Genomic DNA, 23162 nt, shown 5'->3' on the forward strand with positions numbered 1-23162 from the left:
TTGTGCCATCGGGGGCGGGGGTCGCCGCGTCCGGGCCTACAGGTCCCGTTCCGGACCGGTGTCGTGGTCGAGGGGGTCGAGACCGAACTGGACGTTCGCCCCCGAATCGGTGTGTGTCTGTCGCGTCGACGTGCCGGTGGTGTAGTCGGGTCCGCCGGCCTTGCGTCGGGCGAGTTCGGCGTCGATCTGGCCGAGGATGGTGCGTTCGGCGGCGATCGATTCCTCGAGTCGGGTGATGCGGTCGGTGATCCGCCCGATGGTCTGATCGTCGGTGGCGCGGGCGCGGGCCTTGGCGGCTTCGGCGGCGCGGTAGTGCTGTGCACCGCGTTCGATCACCGCCCAGCGTTGCTCAGGCGGCGCTGCCTGTTCGGCGGCGGTCACAGCGGCGCGGGCAGCGGCGATCTGGTGTTCGGTCACGTGCGGGGACCGGGTCAGGGCATCGAGTCGGGTGCGGGCAGCACGCACCACCGCGATGTTGCGTTCGTCGATTTCGACCTGTGCGAGGGACCGCTCCACGCCCGAGAGGGCGGACATCTCCCCTCGTGCCCGCTCGAGTTCGTCGCGGGCCAGCGACAGCAGCATCGCATCTTCGGTGAGCCGTCCCCGGCTGACACCTTGCGCGGACACCAGCTCGGCGTCGCTGTAGCGGGCGTAGGGTCCGGCCACCTCGCCGCGGGTGTCCTCGGGTCGGCGCAACCGCTCGATGTTCGTCTCGACCGCACCCTGGCGTGCCTGCCGGATGTGCGCCATCGGATCGGTCTCGTCGGCGGGGGCGTCGGCGAGCACCCGCGAGACCGCGATTTCCCGCACCGTGGCCTCCCACAGCCGCACCCGGCGGGGATCGGTTCCCCGCTGGCCGATGGCGGTGATCCACGGCGCGTTCTGTTCGAGGGCGGTGGTGGTGTAGGAGTCGATGAACGCGTGCATCTGCTGCTCGCACGAGCGGGCGTAGGCGGCGAGGATGGGATCGGTTGCGGCCGCGGCGTCGGTCAGTGCTGGCACGCGGTAGGCGGCTACCGCGTCGGTGCGGCGGCGTGGCAGTTGCGCTCCGTCGGAGTTGTCGATGCGGTTCTTCAGGGCGCGGGCGATGACCTGGCCGGGGGAGTTGGTCTCGGTGTCGATCCGGCCGGCTCTTCCTTCGGAGCTCATCACGGCGGCGGCCTCGCGCAGCAGAGTCTCGGTGTCCCAGCCGAAGGTTTCCGATTGGGCGACGTAGGTGACGATCTGATCCCACCCGCCGAGGCTGTGCACCCAGCCGAACTGCTCGTCGGTGAGAATCCGGCCCAGGAGCTGTTCGGTGTAGTCCGCGTACAGCTCCCCGACGGCCAGCATGTAGATATCGACGATCTTCGACCAGGACGCGGCCTTGCGCTGTTCGTCCTCGATCATCTGGTGCACGGTGCGCTGGGAACCGTCGCGGGCGATGATCTTCGCGAGCAGACCGATCGCGCCGGGATGCTCATCCGGGCGATGTTCGAAGTCCCAGTCGGGCAGCTCGTCGTTGGCAGCGTAGACGATATTGGTGTTCTTGCCGCGGGTGAGCGCGACGTACAACGACTGGCGATCCATGTTCGCCCCGGCGAGCACATGGCAACTTCCCACCGTCATGCCCTGCGAGCGGTGCACGGTGGTCGCGTAGCCGAGTTGCACGTTGTCGGTGATGTAGTCGGCGGCGACGGTGACCTGGCCGCCGCTGATGTTGTTGCGCAGCCGCAGCGATCCGTCGTCGCCGATGGCAGCCACGGTCCACAGGTCGCCGTTCTTCACCCGGCCCGAGGTGTTGCCGTCGGAGTCCTCGACGACGTACTTCGAATTGTTCTTCCGGGTGACCACCACGTCCCCGACAGCGGCCTCAAGACCGTCGGCCAGGACGATGCCGGGACCGGTAACGGTGCCGTTGGCGCGGTAGTAGGCGGCGGCTTTCTCGTTGAGCTGGCGCACCAGATCGTTGGTGGGGGCGACCATCAACGCGACCTGCCCGGCTTCGACGTCGGCGACGTAGGCGTCGAACACTGCATCGGCCAGCTCGTGCGCCATGCCCTGCCGGATGCGATCGTTCTGCTCGTACCACTCGAGCACCGTCACATCGCCCGTGCGCAAGCGCAGGCTCGCCTCGGCCTCACCGACGGTGGCGAAACGGTGGACCTTGCGCAGGAACGGGGCGTTGGTGCGATCGGCCAGATCACGCAGAACGCCACCGGCTTCGACGGAAGCGAGCTGCTGCGGATCACCCAACAACCGCACCACCGCACCGGACTCGGTGGCGATGCGGGTCAGGTCGGCCAGATCGCGGGCCGATGCCATGCCCGCCTCGTCCACCAGCAACAGATCACCCTTGCCGATGCCGGTTGCGATGCCGACGCGGTGGCGGGTGAGCACGTCGGCAATGGTGCGGCCCTGCACCGAAATTTCCTCACCGAGCACTTCGGCGGCACGGGCCGACGGCCCCAGAGCGATGACGTTTCCGTTGACCGCTTCCCAGGCGCGGGCGATCATCGTCGCGGCGGTGGTCTTGCCGGCACCGGCCGCACCTACCGCCACCGCGACCCGTTTGCCGGCCGTGAGGAAGTGTTCGATCATGGCGAGCTGATCGGCACCGAGCTCGTGGCCGTTCGCCTCCTCGACGGCGCGGATCTTGCGGCGAATGATCCGGTCGTCCACGATGTGCTCGTCATCCATCCGGGCCTGCTCACGCATGAAGTCCTCGGCGTCGAGAACCGCTTGCGCGGTGTAACGCATCTGCGCGCGATCGACCAGCAGGCTGCGCCGACGTCCCCGTTCGACGCGGTCGCTGATCCGCTCGGGCAGGTGATACTCCTCGATGTCAATGGGCAGGCAGTAGTCGCGCAGTGCGAGTTCGAGTGCACCATCGTGGAGCGCGCGTAGCTGCTCGTCGTCGGCGAAACTGAACTCTCGCAGGCGCCTCTCGATCTCGGCGGTCACCGAGAACACCGTCCACGAACCGACCTTGCGCGAGAGCGTGTCGACGACCTCATCGACGAGCGCCGGCACCTGCCCGGGAGTCAACTCCGGTCGGCGGTCCCGTTCCCCGCGGACGGATTCGACCAGCTCGGCGGGATTGTTCCCGGCGAGAATCGCCTCGGCGCGCTCGCGCCATTCGGCCCGCAATTCGGCCAGGGAGCGTGGGGGATTCTTCGCGTTGCGGGTGTCCAAGGTGGCCTGTTGCGCCTGGGCGTACTGCACCTTCTTCGGCGGGTTCTTGCCGTAGCGGGTCTTGTAGTCGCGGGCCAGCTCTTCCTGGCGTGCCTCAATCGCGGCGCGGCGGGAGAACTCCTCGATGAGCGACAACGGGATGCCTTCGACCTCGTAGACCGGTTGCTTGCCGACCGGCGTATCCGGCCTCGGAGCGAAGGTGACACCGAGCTTGCGGGCCACGAGATCGGCCACCCGGGTGTTGTACTTCTCCGACGCCGACACGTTCGCCTTGTAGAGAATGGACCCGTCGATGGTGGTCCATCGGCCTTCGGCATAGACACGATTGAGCACGGCGCTGTGGGTGTGCAGGTTCGGGTCCGCAGCGCGATTGTCGAAGTGATCGAACCGGGCGATCAACAGCCCTTCGGCCTTGACCTTGCGCTCCCCGCCTTTGCCGCGGCGGGTGTAGATCACGTGACCTTCGATCCACTCCAATGCTTCGTCCACGGCCTGCTTGTGGGCTTCTTCAACTGCGGCCTTGACCTGATCGTCGCCCAGGCCCCACAGCAACGAGATGGACTTCATCGGGGTGAACACCAGGTCATAGCCGGCCACCGGCTGCCGCGCCTTGCTGTACTGCTCGGTGATGAACTTCCACACACTTTCATCGCTGAGCAGCCCGGCCTGCTCAGCACTTTCGCGGCTCAGGTGCTTGCGGGCGGTGGCGAACTGGATGTCCTTCTTGGTCTGAGTGTCGGGGTATTCCCCATGCTGCGCCTTGTAGGCGGTGCACAGTTCCTCGACGTCGTGGACGTACTCCTGACTGTTCTGAAACCACGAAAACGCCCGTCCGAGGGCGGTGCTCTGGGACCAGTTCAGGTGCTCTTCGACCGAGGCTTCGGGTCCGGGCTTGGTGTCCAACGCAGTCGGAGTACGCGCAGCACCGAACACCGACCGCATCGCGGATTCGGTGACTTCGGTGCCGACCTCGACACCGACCTTCTCGGCCAGTTTCCCGCACCACACGCCGGGCGGGGTGCCCTTGGCGACGTAGTAGTCGACCGCATCGGGCTTGCGGGACTCGGTGGCGTCGCCCTTGGCGACGTGCTTGGTGAGATAGACATAGCCGTCCCCAGCGTTGAGCTTGTGGACGGTCATCACGGCGCCGATTATGCCATGTCGCACCTTTAGTGCATGAGGTGTGTGGGAATTTTGGTCTGGCCGCAGGTCAGACCAAGGTCTTTCAGGACCTTGACGGTTCTGAAAGAGCAGCGGCGCTGCAGGTGTTAGGCACTTTGAGGAGGCCTTTTCGTCGGAAGGTGACCAGAGCTGTGACATGCCAAGGCGACACGGCTCCCAAGCGCGGAACCCCCGCGAGCGCAGCGAGCCGATACACTGCGGCCTATGGCCACATCTTCGAATGCGGCGGCACGCCGCTCCCTCCGCCCGCATACCGCACCGAACGTGCGCGAGAACCTCCGGCGCGAACGAGAACGACTCCTTGCGCGTCAAGAAGAACTGGGGGTGCTGGCAGCTCCGATCAACGAAGCCGCCGCGGAACTGGCAAAGCTGGACGCGACAGTGGAGGCGCGAGTAGCTTCGCCGCAGCGCAAGATCGAACAGCTGGAACGGAGAAGAGATCAGCGCATCGAGCGAATGAAGCAGAAGATCGAGGACGAGTATGCCGCCAAGATCGAGGCGATCAAGGCGGAAGCGGAAACCGCCGGCGCACATATGACTCCGGACGAGCAGGACCATGAGTCGTCGCTGCTGCGCGAGTACGCACTGGCGATCGTGGAGTTCAGCGAGAGCGCGTCGCCCGCCGAACTTGCGCCTGTGTTGGGCGTGAGCACCCGGGAAGCGAAGAGGATCATCGAGCAGGCGAAGGACGACCTGGCCGCGTCGGGCGCTGTCTCCTCACCCGCGACGGCTACCCTGACCCCGGCGCCTGCTGCCGACGACAAGCAGCCGGTGACCGCAGCGTCATGACGCTGCGGTCATGAGTGCTGACAGCGAGCCGCCACTTGACTTCGGATTCTTGGCGGCGGATGTCGAGTACCTCAGGAAAGAGTCGTCGGATCCACCTCGTCGGGTGCGCGTGGTCGATGCATCGTTGACACCCTCGCGGGAGAACATCGCTTCGTTCTGGTCGAAGGTTGTCAAGTCACCGACGTGTTGGTATTGGGTCGGTGCGATCAGCGCACCTGATGGATACGGGCGGTTCAACTTCCAACGCGAAAACCGTCAGCGCACGATGCTCGCGCACCGGTTCTCGGTGGAGCTGGTGCACGGGCCTCTCGATCCGACCGTGGTTTGCGAGCACAAGTGCAATGAGCCGTTGTGCGTGCGGGTCGGCAACGATCACCTCGTGAAGTCCACGCACAGTGAGAATGTTCGCTACGCCATTGCTCTCGGAAGAATGTCGGGCCGCTCCCTGCTCGACGGTCAGGGGCGCTCGCGCTACGACCGTTCGCTGGCGATCCGTGAGGCGTTGCGAGATGGGTACGACGAAGAAGCACTGTTCCACGCGAAGACGAACCCCGGCGACTGGCAGGGAACGTTGTTCTGAGAAGGTCGGCCACCGTGGTCGGTGAGAAATGAGAGGCCATAGGCGATGGAGCGTTCGCACGTGGAGAAGCAGTTGTACGACGCGACGAAGCATCTACACCGACCGAGTGACAGTGACCTCGAGGCGATCGTCGGCGGTGAGTGCATCCCATGCACCGTCTCTGATCGGATCGACATCGTGTTCCCGACAGAGCCGGACGGCGACGCGTTCGGACGGTAGACGCCCGGCCCATACTGGGTACTGTGAGTCTTGCGTAAACGTTGTTCAGGCTCGATGCCTGAACAACGTTCCTGCGCAACGGGCGTGGCCCCCGGAACTACCGATTCCGGGGGCCACGCTTGCGTGTGTTAGATCCAGTTGTCGCCGGGGGCGGGCAGCTCGATGCCGAACTTTCCGCGGGCGATCCCGACTCCGGTGCCGGAAAGTCCACGCATCTTCTTCGGGTGCAGACCTGTGGTGAGTGCTTCGTCCACCAGCTCGAGCAGTCGTGTGTCGGACAGCGGGTGCTGGTCGGCTTCGGCGCGGGCAGCATCGAACGCGCATCCTGCGTCCGGTCCCTGGAAGTTCACGTAGGCGAAGAATCCGGCGACTGTCAGTGCCGCCACTCGCTCGGGGCCATGAAGCTTGCGGGCGACCGTTGCCATCGTCTCGGACGCGGCTGCCGGATCGATCACCGCCAGCCCGAGGATCGCATCTCGGGCCACAAGGTCGGTGGTGAGCAACAACCCGATGCGCGCTGCGAATGCGGCCGACGGCTCCTGGCGCTCGGTCACCGTGTCGGCCAGCTCGCTGATGACGTTGCGTGCGAAGTTCTCGCCCATGACTTCCTTGGCCTTGCGTGCGCGGCGGCGATCGGTGATCTTCGATCCCTCGCGCCGGTAGCGGGCGGCAATCTCGTCGCGGCTTGCCACGACGGTCTTACCTGCGAGAACAGTTGCGGCGGCGAGTTCTGTCGTGCTCGGATCGACCACGGTGCCAGTCTCGAACGTGCGCATGTCGGTCCATGTCTCCCCGCCCCCGATGCTCGGGGTGTAGTAGAGGTCTTGCTCAATGAGGCCGAGTGCGAGCAGAACTGCACTGACGCTGTCGCACTCGTCGAGCACTTCGCGGAACGTCCGGTCCTTCGCCACGGCGACAATCACCACCGCGTCGGACTCGCTCGTCTTGACGATCGCCTCGGCCGTCAGCGCTTGGCCTCCCGTACCGAAGTCGGTGCGGGCAACGAAGGACGGGACTCCGGCATTGAGGAAGACCATCACGATCGACTGAGCGGGAACGAAGCCCAGCATGGTCGGCAGCGCTGCAATGAGTTCGCCGATGCTCTTGATCTGAATGCGGTCGGACATGACCACTCCTCACGGTCACGGCGGACCTGCTCGGCCCGCCTGTTCTTTTTGCCTTCTGGCAAAGGAGATGTAGACCGGCATGAGGGGGCCGGAGTGCAACTTCTGGGACGGAAAAATCTCGGGGGAGCGCAGCGGAGGAGAGAATTTTCCGGGCCGTAGGCCGCGAAGCGCCCAGGGGTTGCGCGCAGGTCACCGCCGGTCAAAATCGGAAGGCCAGAAGGGAAAAAGAAGGCTTTTCAGCAGGGCGGAGCGCAGCGGAGCTCAGTCACACTGTTTCGAGCTGCAGTGTCTTTCCTGTTTCATCGCGTGCACGTCGTAGTGCCGCATACATCGCCGACCTGGAGAGCCCGCTGATCTCGCAGAGCTGCGCGGCGCTGTATTGACCGGATTCGTAATCGGGCCGGTGCATGAACGCCATGACCAGGCCGATCTTCTGCCGGTTGCCCTTCGACAGCGTCCGGGCCGGCCGGTCGAGTTCCGCGCCGAACCGGTCCACCAGTTCATCGCGGTACCGGAGATCGCTCAGCCCCCGCATCCGGGCGAAACGGTCGAGGAGCTGTCCACCGGTCAGCTGGGGATACAGTGCCAACTCGCCTGGCAGATAGCCCACTCGCGCCAGTATTCGGGATGCTTCGCGTGTCGGATCGAGGCCGAACACCCTCACTTGGCCGGATGTTGGATATAGTCCGAGCAGAATTCGGATCGTCGTCGACTTGCCGGCACCGTTCGGGCCCAGGAAGCCGAACACCTCACCCTCGTCGATGCGGAAACTCACATCGGTGACGCCCCGCCGAGGCCCGAACCGTCGGGTGAGATTCTCGACGCTGACGAGCGGTGTCCCGACAGCACCCATGTTCGGATGATAGATCCGCTCTCACCTGGCGGCTTCGGATTCACGGAGGGAAACAGTCCCGTACAGGTCTGGGCTCGATACCCGTGCGTCACCGCGCGAGAAAGGCACATCATGCTCGATCCGCACTGGGTGTTCGTCGGCGCCGTGCTCGGTGTGATTGGCAGTCTCCGCTATGCCTACACGACAGCGCGCGGCCTCACCTGTCCGAATCTCGTCACCTGGACACTGTGGGCGAGTGCTCCCCTGATCGGGTTCGGAGCCCAGATAAATGCTGGCGTGGGATTGCCGGCAGTGATGACTTTGGCTGCCGGAATCGGGCCTCTGATCGTCGTCGTCACAGCACTGTCCAGCCGTCGCGCCAACATACGCCTGGTCCGGTTCGACTACATCTGTGCGGTGGCAGCGCTGCTTGCGCTTGCCGTCTGGCTCGGTCTGGGCCAGGCTCCCATGGCGGTCATGCTCGCAGTCCTCGCTGATGCGATCGCTGCCCTTCCGACCATTGCGAAAACATGCGTCACCCCGATTCGGAGAACCCGGTGTTCTACAGCCTCGTCGCAGTGGGAGCCGCGATAACGCTGCTGACCATCACATCGTGGCAACCGCACACGTGGGCTTTCGCCGCCTATCAGATCGTCATCTGCATTGGACTGGTCGCGATCATCGCGATACGACAAGGCGGCCGCAGATGCACGCCTGTGGTCGTTGGGTGAAGTACACCGACTCAGCGACGGCGGACATCTCCCAGGGACGGAGTGAGCTGATCGAGCAGCTCATCGCTGCGGGGCTGTGGTGGCACCGATGGTGGATACGGCATGCTAGTGCGGTCCGCCAACCGACGCCAAGATCCGACGGCGCCCGTGTGGCGGTACACCAGTGACGGCCTTTTGGGGGCCACCCTGTTCGTCGGCGACGGCACTCCTCACACCAGATGGTCCCACCTGCCCAATGCCACAGGCAGTGCGCCCTCGAATGCCGGTCACTGGGTTGATGCTCCCCCCGGGCACAAGTATTGATCGATCCTGAGGGAGGCTGCAGTGCGTCGGCGCGAGCCTCGACATCGTCGAGAGCCTTCCCTACGTCGGTTAGGGCTGCACTGGGCGGGCAGTGGGCTCGAAGCAAACGCGCCTGTGATGACGAAAAGCCTGGCACGTTGTCGCCACTTTTGACTACGGTTGCCGTGTGCGGGGCGACTTGTCCTCGTACGAACCCCGCGCGCCCGCTAGTACCGGCGCAAGCGCCAGAGCAACGCCCTCAGAGTTTTCCGGTGAGGCGCCCTCCAAGCCGCCATTGTCGAAATGGACAGGTGAGAGGACCGCATCACCGAACGACAGGCGGTGGAATTCGGGCCCGAACTTGGTTTCGTCGTCCATCGACGACAACTCCGCTGAGTGCTCGTCGGCTTTCTCGCGGACGGATTCGTCGAAGATCCGCGGGGTGGCGGTCATGTAGAGGCGGCGGTCGGCTTTGAGGTAGTCGCCGTCGTGCACGCGCACGAAGTTCGACTCGTCCTCGCCGAAGAGGGTGACGCCGGTGGTGCGGTGTGCCTCGTCGCAGATCACCAGGTCGAAGGTGTCCACACCCTGCGTCTGCGCGGCCGCGACGACCGGGAGGGACTGGTAGGTGGTGAACACCACCGTCAGACCCTTGGCGCGTTTGCGGTGCGCCATCTCACCGGCGAGGGCGGCGGGGTCGGTGGTGACCGGGATCGACACATCGTGCAGACCGATGTCTTCGGCGGCGCGGGAGACCTTGGTGTCCGAGCACACCGCGAAGGCCCGCAGATCGACCTGGGTTTGCGCGGTCCACTCCCGCAGCGTCTGCGACAGCAGGGAGATCGACGGCACCGCGAACAGGATCCGGGCACTGCCGCCGTTCTCGGCGGCGGTGCGTTCGGCGATCTTCAGCGCGGTGAACGTCTTACCGGTGCCACAGGCCATGATCAGCTTGCCGCGGTCGTGGCCGGCATCGAACCCGGCGAACACCGCGTCGATCGCCGCTTGCTGATGGGTGCGGGGCTCGTGGCGTGTGGCTTCGGACAGGTCGACCTGCGGGATCCCGTCGGTCCAGTCCTCGATGTGCCAGTCGATGGGGGATTCGGCGATTTCCGCGAGCCCGATGCGCTGCACCGGGATGGTCTGGTCTTCGAGTGCGTCCTCGGCGTTCTTTCCCCACCGGTCGGTGGTGGAGACGATCACTCGGTTGGTGAACGGTTTCTTGCCCGAGGCGGTGAAGAAGGAGTCGATGTCGGCTTTGGCGAGGGTGTGGGTGGGTTCGTAGAACTTGCACTGGATCGCGGTGTAGGCGCCGGTGTCGCGTTCGCGGGCGACGAGGTCGATGCCGGTGTCGGGTTTGCCGTCGCGGCCAGGCCAGTCCGTCCACCGCCACACCTGCTCGTACTGTTGGCTGAGCATCGGATCGAGCTGGAAGTAGCGAACCATCAGCTGTTCGAACCTGGTGCCCCGCTCGGAGTTGGACGGTGCCTTCCGGAACGCGTCGATCACTTCGTGCACCGATGTCGCCACTACTGCCCGCTTTCATTTCCACCCGCCCGGAGACGGGCTTGTCCTGCTGTTCGGGCGTTGACGTTACCGGGACTCGACTCGCATCCCTGTGACGACGCGGGCATGGTTGAACGCCCGGTCCCTTTCCTGTCGGACACCGACGCTACGGTGCGCCTCGTGCAGGTCACCAGCAAGTGGATCACCGACATCGAGATCGAGCGGTCCAAGCAGATCACCCGGGACAACACTCAGCGCACCCGTCGTCACCACTTCGTCCCGCAGATGTATTTGAAGCGGTGGAGTGACGAAGACGAGCTGGTGCGGTTCACCGACACCGTGACAGGCGCCGGCGATGTCGACCTCCCGGACGCGATCGCCAACGAGGAGTTCTTCTACCGGATCGCCGGCGAGGACATCGATCCCGACGAACATCCGGACCTATGGTTCGAAACCCACATGGGCCGCATCGAGGACAAGGCCGCCGGATGGTTGCGTGCTCTCGACCGACACCCCGACGGTCGCGTAAAGGATCCGAACCTGCTGCACAACCTCGCGGTGTTCATCGCACTCCAGAGCCAGCGCACGCCCCGCAGCCGCGCCTTCGAACTCGACCTCGACGCCGCCATTCAACGGTTCGACCCACGGACTGTCATCGGCAACCGGCTAGCTCTTCCCGTGATCTGTCGAACGCTCGGGATTCCCTACAGTCCACAGCAGCATGCCGAGATCGTCGAACAGATCCTCGCCCGTCCCGAATTCAGTTCCGATCCCACCGCGAAGGCGATCGACAACAGCATCAAAGTCTGGTGCAACCACATCGTCCCGATGTTCGCCTGTCGGCGCCGCTGGTGGCTGGTGACCTCTCAGACTGCGCTGATCACCTGTGACGACCCGGTCGTCCCTGTTCAGGCACCCGACTGGCCCCGCACCCGGGTCGCCCGGTTCGACTCTCCGCTCCTGCTGTATCCGATCGATCCCCATCGTCTTCTCGTCGGCACCCCGACCGATCAGGTCTTGACCAAACCGTTCACTCTCACCGAGGCCGAAGCCGGTGACGTCAACCTCGAGATCGCTTCGCACTGCTTACGGTTCCTGTACGAACATCCTGGTAGCGACATCGGCGCTCACATCTCACTCCCTCGAATGCCGGAGTTCGACCCGGCACAAGCTGCCACCTTCTGGGAAGCGATGAGCCCGCCGACTCGGTGGAGCGACGCGGCGGACCCACCGCCGTGGCCCCTCCAGCGCTGGACCAGCTGATCCCCTGCACCGCCGGGCAACGAATTATCGCGTGGTCCGATGTACTTGATGTGGATGAGGAACGCTACGACCGTTGAGACCCGGCGATAAGCCAGTGCGAGCACACTCGATCCGTCGCCTGCGAACTCGCCGCCGCGCATCCGTGCCCATAGTCGCGATTGTGTTGGGGCTCATCGCTAGTTTGGTGCCAGGTGTCGGGAAAGGGCCGTGTGATGGAACTTCTGTACGTGGTTGAGATGGATGTTCGGCCTGCGGACGCCGTTGGGCTGACGCCAGAGGGAGTTCGCGATCGGCTGATGAACCAGCTCGCCGAATGGGTGAGTTTCGAGCATTCCCCTGTGCTGACAGCTGGCGACTTCTCGACTGACGGGACAGCCACCCTTGTCGGGGACCGGGAGGACAGGAATGACAGCCGTCGGGTCTCCTGGTCAGTAGAAGGGACCGCGGAGACCCGTGCACTGGTTGTCACGGTCAGGACCGAGATCACCACGAGCGGGCGCGCCGACTTCATCTGCATAGCCACGGTATTCGATGAAGGCGATCGCACCGCAATACGGTTGGATCTGGGGCGGGAGTCCCTCGACGGTGTCCTCGCACCTGCGGGGATCAACTTCTTTCGTAGACCGCACCTCCTCGTCTCTATTCTCCGCGACCGTGATCTGCAATGCTGGTCGGGGCCAAGCCGGGTTGACGGACGCTTCAACTGGGTCAACCCCAGGCACGCAGAGTTTGTGTGGGAGGCGCTTTCTGCAAGGGAAAGGCTGTTGCCGATCCTTCTGGTAGACGGAAGAGATGACGGCGGCGAGAGGCTCGCCCGCAATGCGGCAGGTGAACTCGCGGGCCTTGCACCTGTGCTTGCGGTTGATGCCCAATCTCAACGCTTGCTCGCGGACCGTCTCGACAACATCGACGCTTCAATCCCATACGGTGGGGCTCGCCTCGTCTGGCCGGACCTCACGCTTCGGCACCCGATGTTCACGGCGGACCAGGTACAGGTCGTTCCTGGTCGGCTCTTTCGGATGCTGAGTTCGGTGTCGGTCACCGTTCGAGGCGTCAACCAGCTGCGCGGCAGGGCGAAAGCCGCCCAGCGCGCAGCCCGGAACGAACAGATCGCGGCCGACCTAGCTGCAGCGAAATCCGAGGGAAACCTTTCGAAGAAAGTAGAGACGCTAGCCCGAGTCATTGCTGACCAGAAGACGGAAATCCACCAATACGAATCGTGGTTGGAGCAGGTCGAGGAAGAGCGCGACAGGTACAAGGCTCAGGCCGCGACAGCGGAGTACTGGAGGCAGGAAGCTGATAGGGCACGCCAGTCGAGCGGGGTTCGCGTTCCCGATTGGTCCGAGGCGCCCAACCTCGACCCCGGGGACCTTACCGATCTGGCGTCATATCTTGGGAAACAGGCCCAAGGTGCGATCGTCTTCACTAGTAGCGCGCACCAGTCTTGGAAGCGCGACGACTACCCGAACATCAACGTGATGCGGGACGCTCTCGTTGCCTTGACGAAGGCGGCAATCGAGTACAGGCGACTGGGGTGTCAGTTGGGCGTACTCCCGGACGACTGGTTCAAGCAGGAGTGGAATCTCACGCTGGCGTCCACGGACAAGTACATGCGAAAGAAGAAGTTAGAGCGGTTCACGTTCGAAGGCAAGACCTATATTCGTGAACCGCACCTGAAATTGGGTGACCACACGTCACCAAATGAGGTCGGGCGCGTGTACTTCGCCATGGACTCGGAGAGCGAGCGCTTCATCGTCGACCATGTCGGGCTGAAGTTGTACGGACTCTAGCCTCATCGAAGCCCAGGGAGAGCTCCGAAACGTGGTGAGAATCGAGCGAGAGCAACCGTCGATGAGCGACCACACCACCAGCAACACCCACATCACCGCAATCAGCCAGAATGTGCGGGGCTCAAGCTTTCGGCCCCAGAATGCCGTGCGAACGTTAACCGTTCACTCTCCGCTGTTCTGCACTGCGCGGATCGCGGCGTTGAGCGCGTCGATCAGCTGGTGCGCCTCAAAAACAGCACCCGCTGCGCGTCCAAGCCGTCGTCCACAGCCAGAGTCACCGTGTCCGGCAGTTCGTTGCGGACCATGATTAATCCGAAGTCGGTGTCGATGATGTGGGGATCGGTCATGAGGGGGTCGTCCTTATTTCGATGGGTCACGACGCGGAGTGGTCAGAATTTCAAGTTTTTCCGTTCAGTTCGGTATCCAACGTGCCCGACGCGCCATCCGGCCTGGTCGGGTGCGCCTCAGGAGCGGCGCGCTCGGGCGACTCCACTTCGACAGTTTTGCTACATAATTCCCTCATGCGCTTCACTACAGATCACCCCGCGGACCTTCAGCCCGGCGACGTCATCACCTCGCTCATAGTCGGATCTGAACGCCGCCGTAAGCAAGACTGGATAGTCAAGGCCGGGTGGGGTCCGCACCCCGAAACCGGCAACCCGTGTATTCAGATGCACAAGCTCCCCGGCAGCCCGACCTACGATCTCAACCTATGGGAAACCGACATCCGCGGCGTGAAGTTCGAAGTAGATCGGACATGAACACGCTGGTAGATCAGGAGCGCTACACAACACGCTGCCGCTGCTCGTCCTTGTGCCGAACCAAATAAGAAAGGCGCCATGAAGGTTTCGCTGGCCCCGTGGACTCTGCGGACACCGACGAGCCGCTATGCGATTCGCGTTCGCGCCGCCGCGACGGTCGCCCAGCTCCGCACCGAACTTGTCGCTGTGCACGCCACCGGCAGAGACGTCGAAGATCCCGCATGGGAATCGGCACGTGACACGGCCCGGGCCACCACCGCGCAACTGTTCACCGCCACCGGCCGGCTGCCGCTCATCGAACGACGCCTCGTCGACAAGTGGTACTTCGCGACGGGACACACCTTCTGGTACATGACCGGGGATCGCGGATACGCACCGCTGGAAGCGCGGGCGGCGGAGCTGATCGCCGCCTTGCCCGACGGACTCGACCGCGTCGCCGCTGTGGAGGTCATCGAGGAGATCACCCACCGCGTCGAGATGTCTGCTCGGCAGCCCGCCACGGCGCCGAACCGGTGGGCGAACCGGTGGGCGAACCGGTCTCCGGTCGCCGATCAAGCCGAGGTCGCCTGGCGGATGAAGTGTGACCGCACCACCATCCTCGCCTCGCAGATCATCGGGTCGAGTGCGACGAACGTGGCGATACGCCAGTACATCCCGTGGCTCGACGAGACACTCGAGGCCATGTCCACTCCGATGAGCACCCCGGACGTGGTGCGCCTCGCGGAGCAGTGGCGCGAACGCCGCCGCCCCTACACGAGTAATCCGGACTGGGCCGATCTGATCATCACCGACCCGATCCCACGCCGACCGGCGTCTCTCTGGTGGCGCGTGACCCGCGGGGACAGGCCCACCCCGCAGTCAGCCCCCGACGTGTGAGCGCGGCGCCGGCCCGGCGGAATGGGGATTCCACTCGTTGGTGGTCGAGTGCCGGGGCGTGCCCGGGCGCGGGCCTCTGCTCACTGTGCGCTCTGATGCTCCTGTACGTACAGCGTGATGGCCTCGCGCATGACTTCCGCGGCACGTCGCCCTTGGGCGGCGGCAATGGTGTCGACCTGCTCGCTGACGGCCTGCGGTAGGCGGACCTGCCGCTTCGGCGACTCGGTGCCGGGCTCGGCCTGCGGGTCGAGACTCGGCCGTCCGGCGTGTGCGCGGGCGAGCAGCGCCCGGCCCGCAGCGGCGGCGTCCGCACCGCGGCGGGCGGTAGTCGAATTGCGAGGAAGAACCATGTCGTCCTCGGCCCATCGGGCGGCGGCGTCGTAATCCTTGCTCTTCTTGCTGCTCATGATTCTTTTTCCTCCTGCTGTGCTCAGTCGTTCATCCGGTCGAGGTGCTTCTTACGGGCCTCCATGACGTGGAAGATCGTCACGTCACGTCGGCCGATCTCGACCATGACCTCGAGCAGCGGTGCTCCGAGTCGACGTTGCGGACCGAGGAACAGGGTGGGCCGGATGGTCGACGGCGGTCGGGGCTCGTCGAAGTCCTGTTCCATGTAGTGCGCGTGCGCGATGGCATACTTCGCATCCTCGATGTCGATGCCGTGCTTGAGTGCACTGTCGGTCCATGTGATCGCCATAGTAATACTGTAGTCCACAATTGGCTATTTGTGTAGTACAAAATAGGCGATTCGGAACAATCGAGCGGCAGTCCGGGCTACAAGGGCACGGTCACCGGCCGCCGCACCGCAAGCGCGACGACCCCACATCGAAAATAACCCTGTGCCTGCGGTGATGGCACATCCTTGTGAAGGATCCCGGGAATCGCGGCTCCTGTGCGGACCCTTATCCCGGCCCGCAATTCACGGCCGCGTACTGTGTCGCGTGGCCACACACCCGATCCCCCCGATCGACGTGGCCACGCCCCGGTAGCCGCCCCCCGGCTCCGGGGCACCCCACTCTCGTGTGCGGGAATACTCAGCTACCCGCGGCGACACTGCCGAGGATCATGTACTGCGCAGTCGTGAGCTGGTGCGCCTGCGTCAGATCCGTGCCGAAGATCTCCCCGACATACTATCCACGCTGCACCACACACGCCGAGTACGTCGATCGCGTGGTCACGATGTCGAAGCACCGCGCGTTGGGCACCCCGGCCGGACCGGACGCCCCCGTCACCGCGGTGTCCGCGCCGCGGTTGCGGATCAATCCGGGTAGACGATCGAACAACGCCTCCGCACCGCCGACAGTCGACGACTGGTAGAGGTTCGTCTTGTTTATCGCCAGATGAGTGGTGTCGGTGGCGGTGAGTGCGTCGAAGGACCCGGCCTGATCGACCGCCAGGTGTGCGGCACCGCGAGGCCCGTACACGGCCTCACTGTTGGGGGTTCGCTCCTCCTCCGGACCGAACGGAACAGTCAGGCGCAGAACATCATCGAGATCCATCTTCAGGCTCCCCAGGTCTTCCGGTTCGGTGACCGGGAACCGGTCGATCAGCGGGCGCTGCACCTCGAGCGCCCTCGCCAGCGACGCGTCGAACCAGTCCTGATGATCGAGCGGCCCATCGAGCCAGGTGTAGATCACATGCCGGCCGTGCGGGGTGAACGCCGCTCCGTACATGGTCTCTCGCTCGATCGCGGTGCTCACCAGACTGCCCGGCAGGGACGCGACCTGATGTTCGGTGGCGACCGGCGAATCGGAAAACGTGGACCATGGCCGTACGAGTCGATCGCGGTGCAGCGCAGCGGCTGCGTTCTGCGCGGATTCGGCGTCCGGGAATTGCAGGACTGCATGGACGATCTGGCGGGTGGTGCCGTCCCCGAATCGTCCGGCGGTGAGGCGGCCGGTAGCAAAACCCGCATAGAAGCCGGTGTCCTCACCGATCGCGGTGATCGTGTCGTCGCGCTGCCCGGTGAACAGGAACCCCCAGGACTCCGGTCCGGGCACGACGCCGGTGCGGTGGCTGATCGGTTCGACCAGCTCCGGGTCGATCTCCATCGGCAGTGCCACGAACTCGGCGAGTCGTTCGGATTCGACGAACGTGCCGGTGACCTCGTCGGGCACCGTCGGGGTGTCGGTGTCGATCGCCGTCGTGGGATAGGGGCCGGGATCGAGTTCGCCGGGTGCGGCCGGCACCAACACCGTCTCCGTTGCCTCGCCAGCACTGCTATTGGTGCTGGTCTCGGTAGCAGTGGCGGCGGCGTCGCTGTCGGCTGCGCAGCCTGTCAATACCACTGCCGCGGCGGTGGTGATTGCTGCTATCGCCGCCCGTGTTCGCGCATGTCGTCTCGTCATCGTGCCCCCCTGTTCTGGTGTGTGAGGGGCATGTCTGCATGCAGGTGTCCGTCACGACCCCCCTGCGTGCGAACGGGTCAGACCGTACCGACCCACCCACCGCGCGTGGGTGGGCAGGTACCCAGCGTGCACCCTGGCTCCGGTGATGCGTCATGATGACCGCGCACGCGTGGGGGCACACTGTGGGGGGTTTGTGGTGGCAGGCTGGGCACTGGCGATCGACTTCGGCACGTCGAACACGGCGGCCGCGCACACCAGCGCGCTCACCGGACGCATCGAGACACTGCCACTGACCCATCAGAGCAACCTGCTGCCCTCCGGGGTGTACGCCGACAGCACAAAGCAGATCCTCACCGGCACCGCGGCGCTCGCCGCCGCCGACCGGGACCCGACCCGGTTCCTGCCGTCCCCGAAACGCCTGATCGGGCAGGTCCCCGCCGTCCTGCTCGACGGCGACGACTACCCCCTCGAGCACCTGATCGCCCCGGTGCTCGCCACCGTCTATCAGCGCGCCGTGACCGCACACAACGGCACCCCGCCCCACCAGGTGGTACTCACCCACCCGGAAGCCTGGTCACAGCAGCAGATCACGACGCTGATCGCGGCGGCCACCCACGCCGGGATCGACCCCGCCGCGGTGCAGCTGGTCTCCGAGCCTCGTGCCGCGGCGCATCAGTACAGCCGCGCCACCGACACCGCCCCCGGCACCACGATCGCGGTGTTCGACTTCGGCGGCGGCACCCTCGACGTCGCGGTCCTGGCCGTCACCGAGGAGGGCCGCTTCGAGGTCCTCGCCGCCCGCGGCGACAATTCGCTCGGTGGCAAGACGTTCGATGCCCGGTTGCGCCGGTGGATCGAGGAGCACCTCGGCGACGGCGACCCCGCGATCGCGGCGGCGGTCGCGGCGGCGCCGCCGCATCTGCAGCGCAGCATCGACGAGCAGATCCGGGCGGCGAAAGAGCACCTGTCGGAGGCGCCGTCGGCGACGGTGACCCTCGATACCGGTACCGGCCGTCACACAGCCACGATCACCCGCGGCGAGTTCGACGAGGTGATCGGCCCGGACCTCGACCGGGCGATCGCCCTGGCACGGGCCACCCTCACCGATGCCGGGATCACCGGCCCCGAGGACCTGACGGCGGTGTATCTCACCGGAGGTTCTGCCCGGATCCCGCTGGTGCACACCCGCGTCGGCGAGCTCGGCCCAGTCGCGACCCTCGACGATCCGAAGACGGTGGTCGCCCACGGCGCGCTGCTCACGGTCGAGACTATCCCCACACCCGGGGGTCTGGACACGGTGCCGCTGCGCCGCCGCCCGGCCACCGCACCCCAGGCCCCCGCCGCCGCTACGGCTACGGCTGCGGCTGCGGCGATCACTGCAGCGGGGGTGTCGGGGCGGCGCTGGTCGACAACCACGGCAGCGGCAGTGGTCGTGGGGCTGGTGGTGGTTGCCGGCGTCGCGGTCGCGGTGGTGCGCGGGCTGGATGGGGACAGTGCGGCCACAGCCGGTGCGGCGCCGTCCGCGCCCGCCGGAAGTGGTGGGGCGGTCGCGCGGGACAGCGCCGATCCGCGGCACGCGACCGACCGGCTGCCGGAACCGTTGGCCGGCCAGGTGCGCAACTGCACGGCCACCCGCTTCGAGGAGGGCAACCTCGAGGTCGCGTGTGACCTCGAGGCGACCTCGCCGTTGACCGCGGGCCGGGTGAGCGCGGGGCCGGCCAGCAGCACGGTGTCGGTGACGGTCAGCGCGATCGGCAATACCGCGGCGATGCAACGGATTCTGTCGATGCGCAGCTACGACGACCCGGCCGGTGTGCGGGAGAACGACACCGGCACTGCGGCGTTGAGTATGTCGACGTTCGCGGACATGTTCACGGTGGCCAATGCCGATCTGGGTGTGCAGGTCCACGTGCACGGGCAGTCGGATGTGGAGGGTGCGGAAGCGTTCGCCCGCGCTTTGGGGCTTTTCGGCTGATTCTGCCGCGTACCCTGACGATGTCTCCACCGAGCAGAGCGCGGCGCTATTCCGGAATCAAGTCTTGTTCCCGCATCGGGAACCGGTACCCGGCGGGGATCCCGTCGACCGATTCGAGTACGAACCGGCCTTCGTCGTCGACATCGACGATCGTGAACACCGACACGCCGGCCGGGCGGATACGGACTCGATCTCCCAAGTTCACTGCACCCTCCATAGCCTCGGCAGGGGTCATTTCCCCAGGTGAGGAGCAAACCAGGTCGGCCGATGTCGACATCGTGCCCGTGAGCGGGTTCTTCCCGCCTCGGCGCATACTTCTCCGGAATGCGGTAGCCGCGACGCTTCCCGAGCACCCGTTGCCGGGGCTCCGCCGCAGCTACCGCAGGACCAGTCTATCGAATGTGTGTGCGAAAATGGAAAGATGACGCTCCACCGGGAACCGTCTCCTCCTGATACCGGGTCTTCGATCTTGACCGGGCACGCAAGCGGTCAGCTTCCCTTGGGGAGGTTGAGGGGAGATTCCATAGCCTCTGCCAGGTCGTTGAGCGCGGCGAGGACCTTCTTCCGTTTGTTCGCCAGCCCTGCCAGCAGGCTTGCGTGTGCCTCGAGTTCGCGGGGGAACATGTCGTCGACGGCGCTCATGCCTGCGTCCGATAGTGCAATCAGGGTTGACCGTCGGTCGGCGGGATTCGTTGTGCGACTGATCATTCCCTTGCGCTCGAGGTTGGCAAGGGTCTTGCTCACCCCTGCCCTCGACATGCCGAGGAGCTCAGCGAGGCGGATCGCTGTGACCGCTGCGTCTGCGTAGCGCAGAGGAACAAGAAGCTCCACTTCGGCGGCAGTGAGTACCGCTCCGGCGTAGACCGGTTCGATGGCGACCTCGAGTAACGAGGAGATGCGTTTGATCTGGGCGACGATCTCCATCGGGGAAGTGTCCAGTGCAGGGTTGTGCTCACTCCACAGCGCGAGGGTCTGTGCTCGAAGCGAGGAGTCGGACATCATCTCCACCTTTTGTTAACTAGTGAACAAATCTGTTAGGTTGCGAGCCTACTCATGGTTCCGGACGGCTACCGCGTCGACCTCGTGTCCCCCTCTCAAGTGTGGGGCGGGATGGGCTGTGGTCGGTGAATCTGCCTTCATCAATGCTGCCCGGAAACCGTGACCGCCAACATGAATCGACCGAACGGCCCTCAACGAAGCACGTCGACTGGGTGCTGGGAAGTCTGGAGGGGAGTCGTAGTGGAAGGCGATGTCGTAGTGATCGGCGGCGGAGCGGCGGGGCTCAGTGCCGCGACTGTCCTGGCACGTGCCCGCCGCAAGGTGACCGTGATCGATGCCTGCGAGCCTCGAAACGCCCCGGCACAACATGTGCACGGGTTCTTGTCTCGGGACGGGATGGCGCCTGCGCAGATGCTGGCGATCGGTAGGGACGAGTTCGCGGGGTACGACGGGCGGGTGGTGCAGGCTCGGGCGACGGCGATCGAGCAACTCGGGGACCGAGGGTTCGTCGTGCGATGCGACGGCGGCCCCGATCTCACTGCCCGTGGCGTTGTCGTGGCCACAGGGTTGCGCGACGAGTTGCCCGAGATCCCTGACCTGCGGGAACGGTGGGGCGTCGACGTCCTGCACTGCCCGTACTGTCACGGTTACGAGGTTCGTGACATGCCGCTCGCGGTGCTCGGTGGTGACAACCGTCCGTTCACCATGCATCAGGCGTCGTTGGTGCGGCAGTGGTCCTCGGACGTGGTCTTCTTCCCGAACCGAATCACCCTGGCCGCCGAGGAACGTACTCGGCTGACCGCCCGAGGGATCCGTATCGTCGAAGGCGCGGTCGCCGGCCTGGTGGTGAAGGAGCACCAGCTGAGCGGTGTCGAGCTTGCCGACGGCCAGATCGTACCGAGGTCGGTCGCGTTCGTCGGTCCACGCTTCGTGCCCTGTGACGATCTACTCACCGAACTCGGCTGCGCCACGGGCGAGGACCGATGGGTGAGCACCGACCCCACCGGCCACACGAGCGTGACCGGCGTATGGGCGGTGGGCAACGTCGTCGATTCACCCGCCCAACTGATCAACGCCGCAAGCGCCGGCACGAAAGCCGGGATCGCGCTCAACCACTTCCTCCTCGAGCAGGATGTACAGACCGCTGTCGCAGCGTCTCCCCGTCACCGATGAGTGGGCAGGCAACCGCGCTATTCGGGCTACCCGGTGTGCGGGTCGTCGACGTCGTTCAAGAAGTGAGCGGGGTCCGGGTCGTCGAACTGGCGACGGACGAGGAGACCGCAGCCGCGTGTCCGTCCTGCGGGGTGTTCTCGACCTCGATCAAGGAACGCGTCACGACCCAGCCGAAGGACATCCCCTATGGGGATGGTCGGGTCCTGCTGCGATGGAACAAGGTCCGCTGGCGGTGCCTAGAGGACTACTGCGAGCGTGGGTCGTTCACCGAGTCCATCGAGCAGATCCCGGCCAGGACCCGCACCACCCGGCGGCTGCGCACCCAGATCGGCGCCGCGATCGGCGACGCCGCCCGATCGGTCGTCGAGGTCGCCACCGCACATGGGGTGTCGTGGCCGACCGCTCACCGCGCGTTCGTCGAGCATGCGCAGCAACTACTCGCCGAGCCCGAGCCCGTCCGGGCCCTCGGCATCGACGAGACCCGGCGCGGCAAACCCCGCTGGGAACGGTGCGAGAAGACCGACACCTGGGTTCGGGTCGATCCGTGGGACACCGGGTTCGTCGATCTCTCCGGCCGGCAGGGCATGCTGGGACAACGGGAAGGGCGCACCACCGCCGCCGTGATCGGCTGGCTCAAGGAACGAACACCCGAGTTCCGAGAGTCGATCGAGTACGTGGCCATCGACCCGGCGGCCGTCTACGCCGCCGCGGTCCGCACCGAGGGCCTTCTGCCGAATGCGACGCTGGTGGTCGACCACTTCCACCTGGTTCAGTTGGCGAACCAGGCGGTGACGAAGGTCCGCCGTCGGGTGACGTGGGAACTGCGGGACCGTCGCGGCCGCAAGGCCGATCCGGAGTGGGCAAACCGCCGGCGACTGCTGACAGGGCGGGAGCGACTGTCTGGCATCAGGTTCGCGCGCATGTGGAATGCGATTGTCGACGAGGATCCGAGTGGAGAGATCCTGTCTGCCTATATCGCGAAGGAAGAACTGCGCACCCTGCTCTCCACGGTCCGCATCGGCGGCGACGCGCACCTGACCAGGCAACGGTTACACCGGTTCTTGGCATGGTGTGTCGATTCGAACATCCCGGAATTGCTTGCCCTCGCTAAGACCGTTGACGTGTGGTGGCCCGAGATCAACGCGTTCGTCCGCACCGGCATCACGAACGCCCGCACCGAGGGCTACAACCGGCTGGTCAAGGCTGTCAAACGTTCAGCCTGCGGATTCAGGAACCGGGAGAACTCGGCACGGCGGATACGATTCCACTGCACCCGCGCACAGCGGGTCGCGACTCAAACTTCATGCTGACTGCCCGGCCAACTTCGAAGAGCCCTGATACCTGCCCGAACGGTCACCGACTCGGCCCGAACTTGATCGTGGTGGGATGGGTGCCTTGTACGTGCGCGACGTCCGCGACCTCGGCGGGAGGAAAGGGACACCGGACGTACGAATGCCGTCGGTGCTCGGCCATCATCTACCGGCCACCGCATGTCGGTCCGGTGTGGCAGGGCGTGCAGTGGCCACGCGACGACGACCACGGCCAGGTCGAAACG

At 65.3% G+C, this 23162-nt stretch carries 18 protein-coding genes and 1 pseudogene; 10 read left to right on the forward strand and 9 right to left on the reverse strand.

The window, feature by feature from the left end:
* Window positions 1-36: 36 nt before the first annotated feature.
* Window positions 37-4314 carry a MobF family relaxase gene (mobF, locus tag LPH33_RS26475; RefSeq protein WP_229568890.1) on the reverse strand — a complete coding sequence of 1426 codons (4278 nt, stop codon included), beginning with the start codon at window positions 4312-4314 and terminating at the stop codon, window positions 37-39.
* 246 nt (window positions 4315-4560) lie between these two features.
* Here mobF and LPH33_RS26480 point away from each other — a divergent pair, with 246 nt between their 5' ends.
* On the forward strand, window positions 4561-5145 hold the full coding sequence (locus LPH33_RS26480; protein WP_229568789.1) for a hypothetical protein: 585 nt from the start codon (window positions 4561-4563) through the stop codon (window positions 5143-5145).
* A gap of 10 nt (window positions 5146-5155) precedes the next feature.
* Window positions 5156-5725 (forward strand): HNH endonuclease, encoded by a 570-nt coding sequence (locus LPH33_RS26485; protein ID WP_229568791.1) that lies wholly within the window; start codon window positions 5156-5158, stop codon window positions 5723-5725.
* Window positions 5726-6072: 347 nt separating this feature from the next.
* Here LPH33_RS26485 and LPH33_RS26490 read toward each other — a convergent pair whose 3' ends face one another.
* Complete coding sequence (locus tag LPH33_RS26490) at window positions 6073-7071, reverse strand: DUF4192 domain-containing protein (protein WP_229568793.1); 999 nt, start codon at window positions 7069-7071, stop codon at window positions 6073-6075.
* Window positions 7072-7336: 265 nt separating this feature from the next.
* On the reverse strand, window positions 7337-7846 hold the full coding sequence (locus LPH33_RS26495; RefSeq protein WP_229568795.1) for an ATP-binding cassette domain-containing protein: 510 nt from the start codon (window positions 7844-7846) through the stop codon (window positions 7337-7339).
* Window positions 7847-8035: 189 nt separating this feature from the next.
* Here LPH33_RS26495 and LPH33_RS26500 point away from each other — a divergent pair, with 189 nt between their 5' ends.
* Window positions 8036-8497, forward strand: a complete 462-nt coding sequence (locus tag LPH33_RS26500) for a hypothetical protein (RefSeq protein ID WP_229568797.1) — start codon at window positions 8036-8038, stop codon at window positions 8495-8497.
* Window positions 8498-9234: 737 nt separating this feature from the next.
* Here the strand turns inward: LPH33_RS26500 and LPH33_RS26505 are convergent.
* Window positions 9235-10446, reverse strand: a pseudogene (locus LPH33_RS26505) (DEAD/DEAH box helicase family protein); the annotation flags it as partial.
* A 156-nt stretch (window positions 10447-10602) separates the two neighbouring features.
* On the opposite strand from LPH33_RS26505, the gene LPH33_RS26510 reads away from it, so the two are divergent.
* On the forward strand, window positions 10603-11685 hold the full coding sequence (locus tag LPH33_RS26510; protein ID WP_229568799.1) for a DUF4238 domain-containing protein: 1083 nt from the start codon (window positions 10603-10605) through the stop codon (window positions 11683-11685).
* Between the two features lie 212 nt (window positions 11686-11897).
* A complete protein-coding gene (locus LPH33_RS26515) occupies window positions 11898-13475 on the forward strand; it encodes a hypothetical protein (protein ID WP_229568800.1) in 1578 nt (525 codons plus the stop codon).
* 212 nt (window positions 13476-13687) lie between these two features.
* Here LPH33_RS26515 and LPH33_RS26875 read toward each other — a convergent pair whose 3' ends face one another.
* Entirely contained in the window at window positions 13688-13822 is a 135-nt protein-coding gene (locus LPH33_RS26875) for a hypothetical protein (RefSeq protein ID WP_267499202.1), read from the reverse strand.
* Between the two features lie 174 nt (window positions 13823-13996).
* Between LPH33_RS26875 and LPH33_RS26520 the strand changes: the two genes are divergently transcribed.
* Together LPH33_RS26520 and LPH33_RS26525 are read left to right on the forward strand one after the other, a co-directional pair.
* Entirely contained in the window at window positions 13997-14236 is a 240-nt protein-coding gene (locus LPH33_RS26520) for a hypothetical protein (RefSeq protein WP_229568802.1), read from the forward strand.
* 78 nt (window positions 14237-14314) lie between these two features.
* The gene (locus tag LPH33_RS26525; RefSeq protein ID WP_229568803.1) at window positions 14315-15112 is read left to right on the forward strand and encodes a hypothetical protein; all 798 of its coding nucleotides are present in this window, start codon (window positions 14315-14317) and stop codon (window positions 15110-15112) included.
* 80 nt (window positions 15113-15192) lie between these two features.
* Here the strand turns inward: LPH33_RS26525 and LPH33_RS26530 are convergent, their stop codons facing one another.
* The 3 genes from LPH33_RS26530 to LPH33_RS26540 form a co-directional block, all read right to left on the reverse strand.
* Complete coding sequence (locus LPH33_RS26530; RefSeq protein WP_229568805.1) at window positions 15193-15519, reverse strand: ribbon-helix-helix domain-containing protein; 327 nt, start codon at window positions 15517-15519, stop codon at window positions 15193-15195.
* A 23-nt stretch (window positions 15520-15542) separates the two neighbouring features.
* Window positions 15543-15809, reverse strand: coding sequence for a hypothetical protein (locus LPH33_RS26535; protein ID WP_229568807.1), 267 nt, complete (start codon window positions 15807-15809; stop codon window positions 15543-15545).
* A gap of 433 nt (window positions 15810-16242) precedes the next feature.
* Window positions 16243-17460 carry a DUF7373 family lipoprotein gene (locus LPH33_RS26540; RefSeq protein ID WP_229568808.1) on the reverse strand — a complete coding sequence of 406 codons (1218 nt, stop codon included), beginning with the start codon at window positions 17458-17460 and terminating at the stop codon, window positions 16243-16245.
* 196 nt (window positions 17461-17656) lie between these two features.
* On the opposite strand from LPH33_RS26540, the gene LPH33_RS26545 reads away from it, so the two are divergent.
* On the forward strand, window positions 17657-19435 hold the full coding sequence (locus tag LPH33_RS26545) for an Hsp70 family protein (protein WP_229568810.1): 1779 nt from the start codon (window positions 17657-17659) through the stop codon (window positions 19433-19435).
* 489 nt (window positions 19436-19924) lie between these two features.
* Here LPH33_RS26545 and LPH33_RS26550 read toward each other — a convergent pair whose 3' ends face one another.
* Complete coding sequence (locus LPH33_RS26550; protein ID WP_324256246.1) at window positions 19925-20359, reverse strand: MarR family winged helix-turn-helix transcriptional regulator; 435 nt, start codon at window positions 20357-20359, stop codon at window positions 19925-19927.
* 333 nt (window positions 20360-20692) lie between these two features.
* Between LPH33_RS26550 and LPH33_RS26555 the strand changes: the two genes are divergently transcribed.
* Window positions 20693-21607: an NAD(P)/FAD-dependent oxidoreductase gene (locus LPH33_RS26555; RefSeq protein WP_420714511.1), complete on the forward strand. Its 915-nt coding sequence runs from the start codon at window positions 20693-20695 to the stop codon at window positions 21605-21607.
* Window positions 21604-22917 (forward strand): ISL3 family transposase, encoded by a 1314-nt coding sequence (locus LPH33_RS26560; protein ID WP_229568813.1) that lies wholly within the window; start codon window positions 21604-21606, stop codon window positions 22915-22917. The genes LPH33_RS26555 and LPH33_RS26560 overlap by 4 nt, the downstream gene beginning before the upstream one ends.
* Window positions 22918-23162 lie beyond the last annotated feature (245 nt).

This window comes from Rhodococcus sp. RDE2 (genome assembly GCF_020885655.1).
GTDB classification, from domain to species: domain Bacteria; phylum Actinomycetota; class Actinomycetes; order Mycobacteriales; family Mycobacteriaceae; genus Rhodococcus; species Rhodococcus pyridinivorans.